This window comes from Pseudomonas sp. GW821-FHT01E10, assembly GCF_059422365.1.
Map to the genome: position 1 here is coordinate 57520 of NZ_JBWKWT010000007.1, position 15310 is coordinate 72829.

Consider the following 15310-nt stretch of genomic DNA (forward strand, 5'->3'; position numbering starts at 1 on the left):
AGCTCAGCTGACGCGGATCAGCGCGGCGCCGCCGTACGGATTTCACCGCTGGCCAGACGCGCGGCACTGTTGCCCAACGGATCCTCGGCGTTCAGGTCCGCCCCTTTGGCCTTGAGCGCGTCAAGCAACTCGACGCGCTTGAACAACCCGGCATACATTGCGGCAGTCTGCCCGGCGCCGTTGCGTTGGTCGGGGCTGCAATTGGCGGCCAGCAGGGTTCGAGCGATCTGCACTTCGCCTTTGAAAATCGCGCCCATCAGCGCGGTATTGCCGCGTTGGTCCTGAGCGCAGGCGTCCGCCCCGGCCGCCAACAAGCGCTCCACGGCAGCCCCCTGACCGTGATAGGCGGCCAGTATCAACGCGGTGTAACCCTTGCTGTCGCGGGTGTCGAGGGAATAGCCGGCCTCGATGAAAGTCTCGAGCATCGGCACATCCCCCCTTCGGGCGGCATCGAAATAGTAATCCTGTAATTGCGCTTTCAGCGCCTCGGGGTCCTTCGAGACTTGCGCGTCAGGACCGGCGAATACACCGAACGACACGCACGCCAAAAACACAGACAGATAAACACGCATGACGGGACTCCTTGGTCAGACGGGACCTCGTACGAGGCCCCGCTTCAGGCAGATAGATCAGTCGACCAGTTTGGCCGCCAACGCCTTGACCCGGGCCAGATCACCCTTGGCCACTTTGGTTACGCCTGTCCCGTATTCCGGGTCGGCCTTGTACAGGAAGGACAGAATGATGTGCTTGCTCTCGTCATCGGTGGTGGCCAGGGAGCCGCCGAAGCTGTCGATCAGGTCCTGACGTTCCTTCTGGTTGAACGAGCGATACAGATCACCGGCCTGCTTGAAGTTCTGCTCACGTTGAATCTTCGCCTGCTGCGTGCTGCCCGACAGGGTCGACTGGCTGTAACGCGCGGTTTGCGGCTCCTCACGGGACAGCAGACGGCTCGGCTGGTAATTCACCCCCGTGCTGCTGGCGCCGATGTTCATCGCACCATCCTGATTACCGTTGTTCACGGCGACTTTCGGTGCGTTGATCGGCAACTGCAGTGCATTGGCCCCCAGGCGATACAGTTGGGTATCGGCATACGAGAACACTCGCCCCTGCAATAAGCGATCTTCCGAAGGCTCGATACCCGGAACCAAGTTGGCCGGTGCCATCGCCACTTGTTCGGTTTCCTGGAATACATTCGCCGGATTACGGTTCAATACCATCTGTCCAACTTTTCGCTCAGGAACACCGGGCCAGATCTTGGTGGCGTCCAATGGATCGAAATCAAACTTGGACAAATCTTGAGGATTTAGAACCTGGACGTACAAGTCCCACTTCGGAAAGTCCCCCTTGTTGATATGAGCAACCAAGTCGTTGGTCATATGACTGTAATCTTGACCTTGAACATTGGCGACTTCTTTAGGAGTGAGATTTTTTATTCCCTGCAAACTTTTCCAGTGAAACTTTACATAGTGAACTTCGCCCTGGGCGTTAACCAACTTGTAGGCATGCACACTGTTGCCGTCCATCTCCCGATAACTGGCCGGGGTGCCGGAGTTGGAATACAACTCGGTCAAGGTGCGAGTGGCTTCCGGAACATGAGAGAAGAAATCGAAACGACGGGAGTCATCGTCAAGATTGGTGCGCGGGTCCGGCTTGAAGGCATGGACCATGTCCGGAAACTTGATGGCGTCCCGAATGAAGAAGGTCGGGAAATTGTTGCCGACCAGGTCCCAGTTACCGTCGGCGGTGTAGAACTTGGTGGCGAACCCCCGCGGGTCACGCAGGGTTTCCGGGGAGTGGTTGCCATGGACCACCGCGGAGAAACGCACAAATACCGGCGTGCTCTGGCCGCCGGCGAATACCTTGGCCTTGGTCAAGTCACTGAGGTCGTCAGTCACGGTGAACGTGCCATGGGCGCCAGTGCCACGGGCATGCACCACACGCTCAGGAATGCGTTCACGGTCGAAACGCTGGAGCTTCTGAATCAACTGTACGTCTTGCAACAGCACCGGCCCGGTCGCGCCGGCGGTTTGCGAATTCTGGTTATCGCCGACAGCGGCACCATTATCACGGGTCAACGTCGCAGCGTTGATGGAGAAGGACAGCAGGCTGACGCTCAGAACGCCGAAGGTACGACGGAGGGGAAAAGCCCCGAGGCCAAGGGGAGTTGTCATGGAAGTTTCCTCTGGTTTTATTAAGCGCATCCTGGTGCGCACCGCAGAGGCTAGTGACTCAAAGGCCAAAACATAAATAGAAATCCCGTACCGGGCCGATAGCGAAAAGGTTCTGGAAAGCCCGGTCTAGAGCGGGTAGACGCGCGCGAAGAGTGGAATTTTGTAAACTAATAACCGGAAGTTGTGTCGATAGACACGGGCATTGTAAGAAGGCGTTTCAAGCAAGGGGCGCTTTGCTGATTTACACTGCGTTCACCAACCTCATCTGTAACAAGGAAATAACCTATGGGCGTGATAAGTGAGTTCAAGGCCTTCGCGGTCAAAGGTAATGTGGTCGACATGGCCGTCGGTATCATCATCGGCGCTGCCTTCGGCAAAATCGTTACGTCATTTGTCGGCGACGTGGTGATGCCGCCAATCGGCTTGCTGATCGGTGGGGTGGACTTCAGTGATCTGGCCATCACGCTCAAGGCCGCTAACGGTAATGTCCCGGCAGTGGTGCTGGCGTATGGCAAGTTCATCCAGAGCATGATCGACTTCATCATTGTCGCCTTCGCGATCTTCATGGGCGTCAAGGCCATCAACCGCCTGAAGCGCGAAGAGGCCGTTGCGCCAACCCTGCCGCCGGTTCCGACCAAGGAAGAAGAATTGCTGAGCGAGATCCGCGATCTGCTCAAGGCTCAGAACAATCGGCCCTGATCGCTGATTGCCCAGAGAAACGGCGCCTTCGGGGCGCCGTTCGTTTACCAGTAGGTTTCCACCGCCACTTGGCCAGGTCGGCGACTGAGGCTCAAGTGCATGTCCCGTTGTTTCAGCAGCTTGCGCGTCTCATCGATCATCTGTGGGTTACCGCAGAGCATCACCCGCGAATGCTCGGCTGTCAGCGCTACACCGGCCGTCTGTTCCAGTTCGCCATTCTCGATGAGGCTGGTGATCCGCCCGTTCAAGGCACCCGGATGCTGTTCGCGGGTGACGGTGGGAATGAATTGCAGTTTGTGCGCGTACTCGGCCAGGTAGTCACGCTGCGCCAGCTCCGCAATCAATGCCTGGTACGCCAGCTCCCGCGCTTCGCGCACGCTGTAGACCAGGATGATTCGTTCGAATTTCTCCCAAACTTCGAAGTCCTGCAGGATCGACAGAAACGGCGCCACGCCCGTGCCTGTGGATAACAACCAGAGATCACGGCCATCGACGAAGCGATCCAGCGTCAGATAACCGAAGGCCTGACGGTCGACCAGCAGCGTATCGCCAGCTTCCAGCCGACTCAGCTCACTGGTGAATTCCCCTCCCGGCACAACAATAGAGAAGAACTCAAGGAACTCGTCATAGGGCGAAGAGACCATGGAATAAGCCCGCCATACCGTGCTGCCGTCTGTCTTGGTGACACCCAGCCGGGCGAACTGCCCCGCTCGGAAACGAAAGCCCGCATCCCTGGTGGTACGCAGGGTGAACAGGTTCGGAGTCAACGGCCGGACCTCAAGCAAGGTCTGACGAGTGAATTTTTCAACACTGGCAGTCATGGGCCGCTCCGATCAACAGATGACACCAGTGTCCCCCAAAGCAGACGACGTAAACACCGATGGTTTGTAGTGTTATTCGTGCAGAGACTTGGGCAGTGCAATAAAGAACTAGTACCGGAGTGTTAATTTTGTATAACCCTAAAACAACGCTAAGAACTAGTTATGCAGCTACAGGATTTTTCAAGAGCAAAATAGTTCAGCATGCTTGTAAGAATTCTCCTACACTCTGGGACGTGCCGGATCTTGGATCCAATCGGCACCCCCCCAAGAAATTCCGCATGGAGTTACCAAATGAAAGTGTGGAAGGAGTCACAGCTAACACAGCTTTCTTGCGCTCAAAAAATAGAGACCGCGTACGAGATATCGCTTAACCTCGTTAAAAATATGGGCTTTAATTTTTGTGCATTTTCAATAACATCCCCAACAACAGGGACACACCGCCATAAGATAATCCTGAATAATTACCCTAGCGAATGGAACACGAAATATCAAAACGAGCATTACGATACGGTTGATCCAATACTAGCCCACTGCTGCGGCTCCGAAGTACCGATTCTCTGGCAAGAAGAGTGCTATTCAAAAACACCACGGCTGTGGCAAGCGCAAAAAAACCAGGGGTTGCACTACGGTTGGTCCCAATCCGTTCATGATAAGAATGGGCTTTGCAGCATCCTGAGCGTGGCCAGAACCCATTGCCCGATTACCGCGTATGAACTGTACAAAAATCTGGGCTACGCGATGTTTATCAACCGTCACCTGCACGGGATTATCGCGAAAGACCTGCCGGCCTCCTCGCTAAAGCCGCCCACAACGAGTTTGTCATGCAGAGAAATCGAGGTGCTGAAATACTCAGCCGTCGGCAAGACGGCCTGCGAGATCGCAATCATCCTCTGCGTGAGCGAAAGCACTGTGCGTTTCCATATAAAGAACGCCATCCACAAACTTGGCGTCAATAACAAGATCGCGGCGGTGATCAGGGCAGCGAAAGCTGGCGTCATCTGAAACTGTTCGAATCAGGTAATCCCTGCAAGTAATCCAGACCAAAAAAACGTACCATCTGCGCTCCATCCCGAGTGATGTCGTGTGAAGCGTCCACGACGCAGTCCGCTCGGATGGCTCCGCCCGCTACAACGTCCGGCGGCCACTCGTTGATTATCTCCGCTGACTACCCAGAGCCCTCCGCCTCATGCCTCTGCTCGAAACTTCTTTCGCCCAACTCGACCTGATCCGCCAGCCAGAACAGCAGAACGAACCACTGCAAGCGTTTGATGCCGCAGACGAATACCTGCTCAATCATCTGGCCGGGCAACAACCGATGGCAGATACTCGCGTACTGGTGCTCAACGACAGCTTCGGCGCATTGGCCGTTAGCCTTGCGGGCAAGGTCCGAGTGACCAGCAGCGGCGATTCATTTCTGGCCTTTCAGGGGCTCGAAAAAAACCTCATGCGCAATGGCCAGGCGTTTGATGCGGTGCCGAGCGTACCAGCCAGCGAAGCGTTCGTCGGGCCGTTTGACCGAGTATTGATCCGGGTACCGAAAACCCTGGCCTTGCTGGAAGAGCAACTGATCCGGCTACAGGGTCAATTGGCTCCCGGTGCTCAAGTGATTGCCGCCGCGATGGTCAAGCACCTGCCACGTGCCGCGGGCGATCTGCTGGAGCGCTACATCGGCCCGGTGCAAGCCTCGCTGGCCGTGAAGAAGGCTCGGCTGCTGATCGCCACGCCCGAAGCCAAAGCCCCCGCTGTCTCTCCATACCCGACGCGCTATCGACTCGACACGCCTGCAATCGAACTGCTCAATCACGCCAACGTGTTCTGTCGCGAAGGGCTGGATATCGGCACACGAGCCTTTCTGCCGCACTTGCCGAACAACCTCGGCACAGCGCGGGTCGCCGATCTGGGGTGTGGCAACGGCGTGCTGGCGATCGCCAGCGCCCTGCAAAACCCCGAGGCCCATTACACATTGGTGGACGAGTCATTCATGGCCGTGCAATCGGCCGCTGAAAACTGGCGCGCGGCGCTGGGTGACCGTGACGTGATCGTGCGTGCCGGCGATGGGTTGGCGGGGCAGGAACCCCAATCCCTCGACGTGGTGCTGTGCAATCCGCCATTCCACCAACAACAAGTGGTCGGCGATTTCCTGGCCTGGCGGATGTTCCAGCAGGCGCGCGAAGCGCTGGTGGTGGGCGGCGCGCTGTACATCGTCGGCAACCGTCATCTGGGCTATCACAGCAAGCTTGCGCGGCTGTTCCGCGGCGTCGAACAAGTAGCCGCTACTCCCAAGTTCGTGATTCTCAAGGCACGCAAATAAAAGCAGGCAAAAAAACCCTCCGTCGCAGGAGGGTTAAAAATCCGTGCCGCAAGGCAACGGGATGGGAATTTCAGTGGGTGCTCAGGCCCGCGGCATTCATGAACATGCGCATCAGCGTGGCCACGATGAACAGTGCCCCAACGCTGCCGGCCCAGATCAACGCCAGCCAGCCGAGTCGTTGCCAAAGCGGCTTTTTCTCTGCGGCTTCGATTTCCTGCAAATCAGGTTTGCCAGCCATCATCGCGTTCTCCTCTGCAACGGCGCAGGTATCAACCTTGCGCCGTATTCGTATGGGCTAGTGGTAACCGTCTTCATGGGTGACCTTGCCGCGGAACACGTAGTAGCTCCAGAAGGTGTAACCCAGGATGAACGGGATGATGAACAGCGTGCCCACCAGCATGAAGCCCTGGCTCTGCGGCGGTGCGGCAGCGTCCCAGATCGAGATCGACGGCGGCACGATGTTCGGCCACAGGCTGATACCCAGACCGCTGTAGCCGAGGAAGATCAGCACCAGGGTCAACAGGAATGGCGTGTAATGCGCATTGCGAGCCACCGCGCGAATCAGACCGTACAGGGTTACCAGCACCAGAATCGGCACCGGCAGGAACCAGAACAGATTAGGCAGGGTGAACCAGCGTGCGGCGATCTCGGCGTGGGCCAACGGCGTCCAGACGCTGACGATGCCAATCACCGCCAGCAACACGAAGGCCAATGGTCGCGCCAGGTCATGCATCTGCTCCTGCAGCTTGCCTTCGGTCTTCATGATCAGCCAGGTGCAACCGAGCAGCGCATAAGCCACGACCAGCGCCGCGCCACAGAACATCGTGAACGGCGTCAGCCAGTCGAGTGAACCACCGGCAAACTGACGATTGACCACCGGCAGCCCATCGATGAACGCACCCAATGCCACGCCCTGGAAGAAGGTCGCGGCGATCGAACCACCGATGAATGCCTTGTCCCACAAGTGGCGCTTGGCGTCCTTGGCCTTGAAGCGAAACTCGAAGGCCACGCCACGGAAAATCAGCCCGATCAGCATGAAAATCAGCGGCAGGTATAACGCCGAGAGCACCACCGAATAGGCCAGCGGGAAGGCGCCGAACAATGCCGCGCCGCCCAATACCAACCAGGTTTCGTTGCCGTCCCAGACCGGGGCGACGGTGTTCATCATCACGTCACGGTCGGTCTTGCCCTTGATGAACGGAAAAAGAATCCCGATCCCCAGGTCGAAGCCGTCCATGACCACGTACATCATGATGCCGAAGATGATGATCACGGCCCAGATCAGCGGAAGATCAATACCCATGATTCAAATCTCCTTGGTCAGGCTGTGGTTGTGATCGCCGTCACCGTTGTCGTCGGCGGCGGACAGCGGACGGGCCGGCGTGCGCTTCTGGCCAGGACCGCCTTCGTTGGTTTCCTTGCCTTCGTCGATCTTCGGCCCTTTGCGCACCAGGCGCATCATGTAGCCAAGACCGGCACCAAACAGCGCGAAATACACCACGACGAACATGATCAAGGTGATGCTCATCTGCACGAAGCTGTGCCCGGAGGACGCATCCGCCGTGCGCATCAAGCCGTAGACCACCCACGGCTGACGGCCGATTTCAGTGGTGAACCAGCCAGCGAGAATCGCGATCAGGCCGGATGGGCCCATCCACAGTGCCAGATACAGGAACGGACGCGAGGTATACAGCGTGTCGCGCTTGCGCAGCCACAGGCTCCACAAACCGGTGAAGATCATCAGGAAACCCAGGCCGACCATGACCCGGAACGACCAGAACACGATGGTCGAATTCGGCCGGTCTTCAGGCGGGAACTCCTTGAGCGCCGGCACCTGTTTGTCCAGGGTGTGGGTCAGGATCAAGCTGCCCAGGTACGGAATCTCGACCGCGAATTTGGTCTTTTCGGCTTTCATGTCCGGCCAGCCGAACAGGATCAACGGGGTCGGCTCATCGCCGACATTTTCCCAGTGACCTTCAATCGCAGCGATTTTCGCCGGCTGGTGCTCGAGGGTATTGAGGCCGTGGAAGTCACCGATGACGGCTTGAATCGGCGCCACGATCAGTGCCATCCACATGGCCATCGAGAGCATGGTGCGGATGGCCGGGTTGTCCTTGCCGCGCAGCAAATGCCAGGCCGCCGACGAACCGACGAAGAAGGCGGTAGCGACGAACGCCGCCGTGGCCATGTGCATCAGGCGGTAAGGGAACGACGGGTTGAAAATGATCGCCAGCCAGTCCACTGGAATGACTTGGCCGTTGACGATTTCGTAGCCCTGCGGGGTCTGCATCCAGCTGTTGGAGGCGAGAATCCAGAAGGTCGAGATCAGGGTACCGATGGCGACCATGACGGTGGCGAAGAAGTGCAGCTTGCGCCCGACCCTGTTCCAGCCGAACAGCATGACGCCGAGGAAGCCGGCTTCGAGGAAGAACGCAGTGAGTACCTCGTAGGTCAGCAACGGCCCGGTCACGGAACCGGCGAAATCCGAGAAGCGGCTCCAGTTGGTGCCGAACTGATAGGCCATGACCAGGCCGGACACCACGCCCATGCCGAAGTTGACGGCAAAGATCTTCGACCAGAAATGGTACAGATCGCGGTAGGTGTCGTTGTGCGTCTTCAGCCACAGGCCTTCGAGTACCGCCAGGTAACTCGCCAGGCCAATGGTGATGGCCGGGAACAGGATGTGGAACGAAATGGTGAACGCGAACTGAATCCGGGCGAGATCAAGCGCCTCCAAACCGAACATAAGTCTTCCTCTGTCAGGTAATACTGGCTGAAGGCTCGCGGCCTGCACCCACTGCCCCCACGGTTATGGAGTGTGGCGAATTTGAACTCGTTCTTTTTCTACCATCATCACAACGTAGGGAATCTGGCCATCTGGCCTCCGGATCATTTCCACGAAGGGTCTTGATCTGGATCAAGCAACGTTGAAAGAGTAGTCGCATTTTTACCGATGGACGGTGTGGTCTATTGCCGCGTGACAGGTTGCCTCACGGGTTTGGTCATGCGTTGCAATGCATTCCCTGTGGCGAGGGAGCTTGCTCCCGCTCGGCTGCGCAGCAGTCGTAAAATCGGGTAACGCGATGTGCCTGTGGTGTGGGGTAGCAGGTTCGGGGCTGCTTCGCATCCCAGCGGGAGCAAGCTCCTTCGCCACAGGGAATTTGTATGTTCTGAGAGATCGGTGTCTAGCTAACTAAATTTTCCGTGCTCGCAACTCCTGGTTACAGGTTGGTGATAATCTCGCCCTTCCCCTCACCCAGACTTGCCTTCAGATGCCCAGCCAAGCGCCCCTGCTGTTACGTCATCACCGCCCTTTTATTGCGTTCTGGCTGGCTCGGGTATTTACCGCCAGCGGTTTTCAAATGCTGACCGTGGCCATCGGCTGGAATCTGTATCAACTGACCGGCAACGTGCTCGATCTGGGTCTGGTGGGTCTGGTGGAATTTGCCCCGCGGGTGTTGTTCATGCTGCACACCGGGCATGTGGCGGATCGCTATGACCGGCGCAAGGTCGCGGCGATCTGTCAGTCCGTGCAAGCGCTGATCGCCCTGTCGCTGGCCATCGGCAGCGCGACTGACCATGTCACCCGGGAGATGATCTTCATCCTCGCATTCCTGCTCGGCGCCGCCCGCTCCTTCGAGATGCCAACCACCCAGGCCTTGCTGCCGAGCATCGTGCCCAGTGCCTTATTCCCGCGCGCGGTTGCTGCCGCGCAATCTGCGCAGCAGTCGGCCACCATCGTTGCCCCGGCGCTGGGCGGTTTGCTTTACGCCTTCGGCAGCGTCTGGGTGTATGGCCCGACGGTGATCCTCTACCTCATCGCCTGTGCGCTGATGCTTAACCTACCGGCTCGGCAGACACCGTTGAACAAGGGCAAGGCAACCCTGGATTCGCTGCTCGCAGGCATCCGCTTCATTCGCAGCCGTCCGGATATTCTCGGGGCGATTTCCCTGGATCTGTTTGCCGTCTTGCTGGGTGGCGCGACTGCGCTGCTGCCGGTGTTCGCCAAAGATATTCTGCTGACCGGTCCTTGGGGTCTGGGCCTGCTGCGTTCGGCCCCGGCGGTGGGCGCACTGCTGATGTCGCTGTTTCTGGCGCGATTTGCCGTGGAACGCAACGTCGGACGGGTGATGTTTACCGCCGTGGGTGTATTCGGCGTGGCAACCATCGCTTTCGGCCTGTCGACTTCGTTCTGGTTCTCTCTCGCTGTGTTGGTGGTTTTAGGCGCGGCAGACATGATCAGCATGGTGATCCGCGCCTCGTTCGTGCAGCTGGAAACTCCGGACGAGATGCGCGGCCGGGTCAGTGCCGTGAATGGCTTGTTCATCGGTGCTTCGAATCAGCTCGGCGAATTCGAGTCTGGCTTGACGGCCCACTGGTTCGGCACCGTACCGGCCGTGGTGATGGGCGGCATCGGCACACTGATGGTGACCGGGGTCTGGGTCAAACTGTTCCCGACCCTGGCCAACCGCGACCGCATGCATGTGCCGGTGGAAGAGGTCAGGGCCTGAAGCAGTCTTCTACACCAGCAATTCCCCCGCCACCGCCGACCGCGTGGTTTTGCCGCAGAGTTGCTCCACCAGCGTCAGCGCAAACTCCAGCGCGGCGCCCGAACCCTGGGCGGTGATGCAGTTGCCATCGACCACCACCGGTTGATCGACGAAGTTGCAGCCCGACAATTGATGGCTGACGGAAGGCAGGCACGTCATGCGCCGCTGACGCAGCACGCCAAAAGTCTGCAGCGCCAGCGCCGGCGCTTCGGCAATGCCGGCGAACAAGCGCCCGGCGGCGACCTGGTCCTTGATCAATTGTTGCAGGGGTTGGTGGGCCGCCAAATGCTGCGCCCCCACGGCGCCGCCGGGCAAAACGATCAAGTCGAAGGGTTGGGCCAGCAAATCGACCAGCATCGCATCAGCGGTCAGGCGGGTGCCGCGAGCGCAGGTCAGCATGCGCCGCGACTCGATACTGGCCACCACCACTTCAACCTTGGCGCGGCGCAGAACATCGATCAGGGTCACGGTTTGCAGATCGTCGATGCCCTCGGCGAGGGTAATCAGGGCTCTAAAGGTCATGGGCGCAGTCCAGAGAATGATCTTTAAAGCGTAGTCAGCTTTCCTGCCCCTTGTTCGAGCCTGGCCGTTACTTGATGTAAAGCTGCGTCGACATCGTGTTGCCCGGCGCGTTGATGGAGGTGTTGCTGAATGTGAAGATGCCGTCCTGCTTGCCTGCCAGGTTAAAGATGTACAGATAGCCGACAGTTTTTTTCCCGGCTGAGCACTCGGTCAGGTTGCCGGTATCAAAAGCACAGACAGGGGTCCGGGTGCCATCCACTTCGAAACCGTCCAGGGCAACATGGGCTTCGCGACCGTAACCGACTTCCAGTACGTACACCTTGATGTTCGGCCCCTGATGATCGCAACGGGTCTGCTCCTGCTTGTCCGCAATATCTTCAAAGCCACAATTGGGCGACTCGACCTTGAGCACCTTGACCTGACTCAGTGGTGGGGCCGTCGCTGCCGAGGCGGTTTGGGCACCCAGGAACAACGCGATCAACATCGTGAATGCGGCAACCACGCGCGTGCTCATGTACTTCATATTCCGCCCTTCCCTGCCCTAAAAAAACAGCGCGCAGTATGGCGCACTTCCCTTTTTGGCAAAACATCGACGACGATCGCAGCCATAAGCAGCCATGGCTCCACGCTGCTGGTATGATGCGCGGCTTTTTCCGACCCACAGAAAATTCCCAGGCGCCTACGGCGGTCTGTGCTTTGCTGTTGAGGTCGATACATTCACGGCGCCGGGCGCGCCACGGGGAGCAGACATGCTGGAAAGGCTGTTTCAACTCAAGGCACACAACACCAACGTGCGGACCGAGATTCTGGCGGGCGTCACGACCTTTTTGGCCATGGCCTACATTCTGTTCGTCAACCCGAGCATCCTCGGCGAGACCGGCATGGACAAAGGCGCGGTGTTTGTCGCCACCTGCCTGGCAGCCGCCATCGGCTCGACGACCATGGGCCTGATCGCCAACTACCCGATCGCCCTGGCACCGGGCATGGGCCTGAACGCCTTCTTCACCTACACCGTGGTCCTGCACATGGGCCACACCTGGCAAGTGGCGCTGGGTGCGGTATTCCTCTCGGCGGTGATGTTTTTCCTGCTGTCGATTTTCCGCATCCGTGAATGGATCATCAACAGCATCCCGTTGGCGCTACGTTCGGCGATTGCCGCCGGCATCGGCCTGTTCCTGGCACTGATCGCCCTGCACAACGCTGGCATCGTCGTCAGCAACCCGGCGACCATGGTCGGCCTCGGCGACCTGAAGCAACCGGCGCCGATCCTCGCAACCCTGGGCTTTGCCCTGATCGTTGCCCTGGAGGCCCTGAAAGTGCGCGGTGCGGTGCTGATCGGCATTCTGTCGGTGACCATCGTTTCCATCCTGCTGGGCTTCAGCCCGTTCGGCGGCGTGATGTCGATGCCACCGTCGCTGGCACCGACCTTCCTGCAACTGGACATCAAAGGCGCACTGGACATCGGTCTGGTCAGCGTGATCTTCGCGTTCCTCTTTGTCGATCTGTTCGACAACTCCGGCACCCTGATCGGCGTCGCCAAGCGCGCCGGCCTGATGGGCAAGGACGGCCACATGCCGAAAATGGGTCGTGCCCTGATCGCCGACAGCACCGCGGCCATGGCCGGCTCGTTGCTGGGCACCTCGACTACCACCAGCTATATCGAATCCGCAGCCGGCGTGAGTGCCGGTGGCCGCACCGGCCTGACCGCCGTCGTGGTGGCGATTCTGTTCCTGCTGGCGCTGTTCTTCGCACCACTGGCCGCCAGCGTACCGGCCTTCGCCACCGCACCTGCCTTGCTGTTCGTCGCCGTATTGATGACCTCGGGGCTGGCGGAAATAGACTGGGACGACATCACCGTTGCCGCGCCAGTGGTAGTCACCGCGCTGGCTATGCCATTCACTTACTCCATCGCCAACGGCATCGCGTTCGGATTCATTTCCTGGACCGCCATCAAGTTGCTGTCCGGCCGTGGCCGTGAGCTGAACTCGGCGTTGGTGGTTTTGTCGATTCTGTTCGTGATCAAGTTAGGTTGGTTCAACGCATGACTTTTGATTCCCAGGCCTACGCCGTTCAGCTCGAAGAAAAGGTCACGCGCCTGCGTGATCTGCTGGCCCCGTTCGGTGCGCCCGAGCCTGCGGTGTTCGATTCGCCGCTGAAAAACTTCCGCCTGCGTGCCGAATTCCGCCTGTGGCGTGAAGCCGGCGAGCGCCACTACGCAATGTTTTCCCAGGAAGACAAACGCACGCCGATCCTGATCGAAGAGTTCCCGATCGCAAGCCTGCGCATCAACCAGTTGATGCCGCAGCTCAAGGCGGCGTGGCAAGCGAGTGCAGCCCTGAGCCACAAACTGTTCCAAGTGGAGTTCCTGACCACGCTGGCCGGCGATGCGATGATCACCCTGTGCTACCACCGCCCGCTGGACGAGCACTGGCACGCGGCGGCGTCGAAGCTGGCAGCCGACCTGAACGTCAGCATCATCGGTCGCTCGAAGGGCAAACGCGAAGTGATCGGTCACGATTACGTGGTCGAGCAACTTGAAGTCGGCGGCCGCACCTTCAGCTATCGCCAGCCGGAAGGCGCGTTCACCCAACCCAACGGCACGGTGAACCAGAAGATGCTCAACTGGGCGTATGACGCCCTTGGCGATCGTTCCGACGACTTGCTGGAGCTGTATTGCGGCAACGGCAACTTCACTTTGCCGCTCGCTACGCGCGTGCGCAAAGTGCTGGCCACCGAAATCAGCAAGACCTCGGTCAACGCAGCGCTCAGCAACCTGAGCGAAAACGCGGTGGATAACGTCACGCTGGTGCGTTTGTCTGCCGAAGAATTGACCGAAGCCCTGAACGAAGTTCGCCCGTTCCGTCGCCTGCACGGCATCGACCTCAAGAGCTACGAGTTCGGTAGCGTGTTCGTCGATCCGCCCCGCGCCGGCATGGACCCGGATACTTGCGAACTGACCCGGCGCTTCGACAACATCCTCTACATTTCCTGCAACCCGGAAACCCTCGCGGCCAACATCGCCCAACTGAACGACACTCACCGCATTACTCAATGCGCGATGTTCGACCAGTTCCCGTGGACCCATCACATGGAATCCGGAGTGTTGTTGACCCGTCGTTGATTGCTTCCCCCTACAAATCAGCCGTCCCTGGGACGGCTTTTTTGTGGGCGATCAAAGAGCCGTATCGACCTTGCGTGGGCGACCGCCCTTCTTGCCGTTGGCCCGAGCTGCCTCGGCTTTGGCGGCGCTGCTCTGACGACCATTGCGCGAGGCGATCACCGAGGCCGCCATATCCATCAGCGGTTTGCTCGCCGAAATCAAACCGGCGATGGACACCTGCAGGTCCTTGCCTTCATGGCAAAGCGCGGCTCCGGCGAAACCGATTTTCAAACCGGCGAAATCCTCGGTCTCAAAACCATCGAACTCTGGATAGTTTTTCACTGGCAACAACACACCGCTGCCATCCTCGAAACCGACGGCGAGACATGGATCGAGAAAGATCACCGTCGTTGCATTCAATCCACTGCGACGGCGTAACTCGCCACTCTCGATCGCTTCGTCCAAAACGCCTTCGGTCACAGGGTGATCTACCTGCATTTTTGCACTTATCGTTTTCATAATTCGATCTCCACGCCCTCCGGTGCTCCCATCAGCGTCAATAAGGTCTTGTTTCCTTCAGGCTCATAGCGAGCCGAACCAATCATGTAAGTCGTGCTGGCAACCCTCTTCATCACGACCACTTCATTGCCCTGCCAATCCCATAACTGATTGTCGAGGCAGGCCGTCTGCAATTTGCTCCACCAGATGCCACGGGCTCGCCGCAAATGGGCAGGTTGCCTGAGCGCCTGGCGTAACCCCTCCAGCATGGCCAGAGGAGGTCGATGCGAATGAGGAATGACATCCCAGAGCTCTACGCCGTTGTGCCAGAAGCTGAACCGAAAGCGTGCGCTCCATGTGCCTCCATCGACGTGAACGTGTGGTGGGCAATGCTCGTCACGCAACATGACTACCAGTGACAATCCCTTGTAGCGGCATACATTCATGCTAACCCATCCGTTAGGTTATAGAATCCGAAGATTCGCCATTCCTTGAAAAACCCGATAACTGGCGCTAACCGTTCGATCAGCTGACCACGTTTGAGCCTAGCGTTTCAGGTCGACCGTCCCCTGCCAATCAGGGCAAAAAAGAGTAAGCAATCCTTTCACTGCCAATATCTGGCCGGTGATGAACTCAAC

16 protein-coding genes are annotated in these 15310 nt (G+C 58.6%); 6 read left to right on the forward strand and 10 right to left on the reverse strand.

Annotated elements, in window-relative coordinates; all coding sequences use genetic code 11:
• Window positions 1-17: 17 nt before the first annotated feature.
• Both AC07V0_RS14805 and katB read right to left on the reverse strand, forming a co-directional pair.
• Window positions 18-572, reverse strand: a complete 555-nt coding sequence (locus tag AC07V0_RS14805; protein WP_018925821.1) for an ankyrin repeat domain-containing protein — start codon at window positions 570-572, stop codon at window positions 18-20.
• Between the two features lie 57 nt (window positions 573-629).
• Entirely contained in the window at window positions 630-2171 is a 1542-nt protein-coding gene (gene katB / locus AC07V0_RS14810) for a catalase KatB (RefSeq protein ID WP_018925820.1), read from the reverse strand.
• Between the two features lie 285 nt (window positions 2172-2456).
• On the opposite strand from katB, the gene mscL reads away from it, so the two are divergent.
• Window positions 2457-2870, forward strand: coding sequence for a large-conductance mechanosensitive channel protein MscL (mscL, locus tag AC07V0_RS14815; protein WP_018925819.1), 414 nt, complete (start codon window positions 2457-2459; stop codon window positions 2868-2870).
• A gap of 44 nt (window positions 2871-2914) precedes the next feature.
• On the opposite strand, the gene AC07V0_RS14820 is transcribed toward mscL, so the two are convergent.
• The gene (locus AC07V0_RS14820) at window positions 2915-3691 is read right to left on the reverse strand and encodes a ferredoxin--NADP reductase (RefSeq protein ID WP_086945915.1); all 777 of its coding nucleotides are present in this window, start codon (window positions 3689-3691) and stop codon (window positions 2915-2917) included.
• Between the two features lie 291 nt (window positions 3692-3982).
• Here AC07V0_RS14820 and AC07V0_RS14825 point away from each other — a divergent pair, with 291 nt between their 5' ends.
• Complete coding sequence (locus AC07V0_RS14825) at window positions 3983-4693, forward strand: autoinducer binding domain-containing protein (protein ID WP_064620506.1); 711 nt, start codon at window positions 3983-3985, stop codon at window positions 4691-4693.
• Between the two features lie 184 nt (window positions 4694-4877).
• Window positions 4878-6002 carry a methyltransferase gene (locus AC07V0_RS14830; protein WP_086945916.1) on the forward strand — a complete coding sequence of 375 codons (1125 nt, stop codon included), beginning with the start codon at window positions 4878-4880 and terminating at the stop codon, window positions 6000-6002.
• A gap of 70 nt (window positions 6003-6072) precedes the next feature.
• Here the strand turns inward: AC07V0_RS14830 and AC07V0_RS14835 are convergent, their stop codons facing one another.
• Genes AC07V0_RS14835 through AC07V0_RS14845 form a run of 3 tightly spaced genes read right to left on the reverse strand, consistent with a single transcriptional unit; the run spans window position 6073 to window position 8748 of the window.
• A complete protein-coding gene (locus AC07V0_RS14835) occupies window positions 6073-6240 on the reverse strand; it encodes a DUF2474 domain-containing protein (RefSeq protein ID WP_081625770.1) in 168 nt (55 codons plus the stop codon).
• A 57-nt stretch (window positions 6241-6297) separates the two neighbouring features.
• Window positions 6298-7305: a cytochrome d ubiquinol oxidase subunit II gene (gene cydB / locus AC07V0_RS14840; RefSeq protein WP_018925814.1), complete on the reverse strand. Its 1008-nt coding sequence runs from the start codon at window positions 7303-7305 to the stop codon at window positions 6298-6300.
• 3 nt (window positions 7306-7308) lie between these two features.
• A complete protein-coding gene (locus AC07V0_RS14845) occupies window positions 7309-8748 on the reverse strand; it encodes a cytochrome ubiquinol oxidase subunit I (protein ID WP_018925813.1) in 1440 nt (479 codons plus the stop codon).
• Between the two features lie 526 nt (window positions 8749-9274).
• Here AC07V0_RS14845 and AC07V0_RS14850 point away from each other — a divergent pair.
• Window positions 9275-10513, forward strand: a complete 1239-nt coding sequence (locus tag AC07V0_RS14850; protein WP_019650936.1) for an MFS transporter — start codon at window positions 9275-9277, stop codon at window positions 10511-10513.
• A 9-nt stretch (window positions 10514-10522) separates the two neighbouring features.
• Here AC07V0_RS14850 and AC07V0_RS14855 read toward each other — a convergent pair whose 3' ends face one another.
• Window positions 10523-11074, reverse strand: coding sequence for a DJ-1 family glyoxalase III (locus AC07V0_RS14855; protein WP_086945917.1), 552 nt, complete (start codon window positions 11072-11074; stop codon window positions 10523-10525).
• A gap of 67 nt (window positions 11075-11141) precedes the next feature.
• Window positions 11142-11597 carry a DUF4879 domain-containing protein gene (locus AC07V0_RS14860; protein ID WP_086945918.1) on the reverse strand — a complete coding sequence of 152 codons (456 nt, stop codon included), beginning with the start codon at window positions 11595-11597 and terminating at the stop codon, window positions 11142-11144.
• 226 nt (window positions 11598-11823) lie between these two features.
• On the opposite strand from AC07V0_RS14860, the gene AC07V0_RS14865 reads away from it, so the two are divergent.
• Together AC07V0_RS14865 and trmA are read left to right on the forward strand one after the other, a co-directional pair.
• Window positions 11824-13119, forward strand: a complete 1296-nt coding sequence (locus AC07V0_RS14865) for an NCS2 family permease (RefSeq protein WP_018925809.1) — start codon at window positions 11824-11826, stop codon at window positions 13117-13119.
• The gene (gene trmA, locus AC07V0_RS14870) at window positions 13116-14195 is read left to right on the forward strand and encodes a tRNA (uridine(54)-C5)-methyltransferase TrmA (protein WP_064620515.1); all 1080 of its coding nucleotides are present in this window, start codon (window positions 13116-13118) and stop codon (window positions 14193-14195) included. Before AC07V0_RS14865 ends, trmA begins: the two co-directional genes overlap by 4 nt.
• A 51-nt stretch (window positions 14196-14246) precedes the next feature.
• Here the strand turns inward: trmA and AC07V0_RS14875 are convergent, their stop codons facing one another.
• A complete protein-coding gene (locus AC07V0_RS14875) occupies window positions 14247-14693 on the reverse strand; it encodes a DUF2442 domain-containing protein (RefSeq protein ID WP_086945919.1) in 447 nt (148 codons plus the stop codon).
• Complete coding sequence (locus AC07V0_RS14880; RefSeq protein ID WP_026346000.1) at window positions 14690-15118, reverse strand: hypothetical protein; 429 nt, start codon at window positions 15116-15118, stop codon at window positions 14690-14692. The genes AC07V0_RS14875 and AC07V0_RS14880 overlap by 4 nt, the downstream gene beginning before the upstream one ends.
• Window positions 15119-15310: the final 192 nt, after the last annotated feature.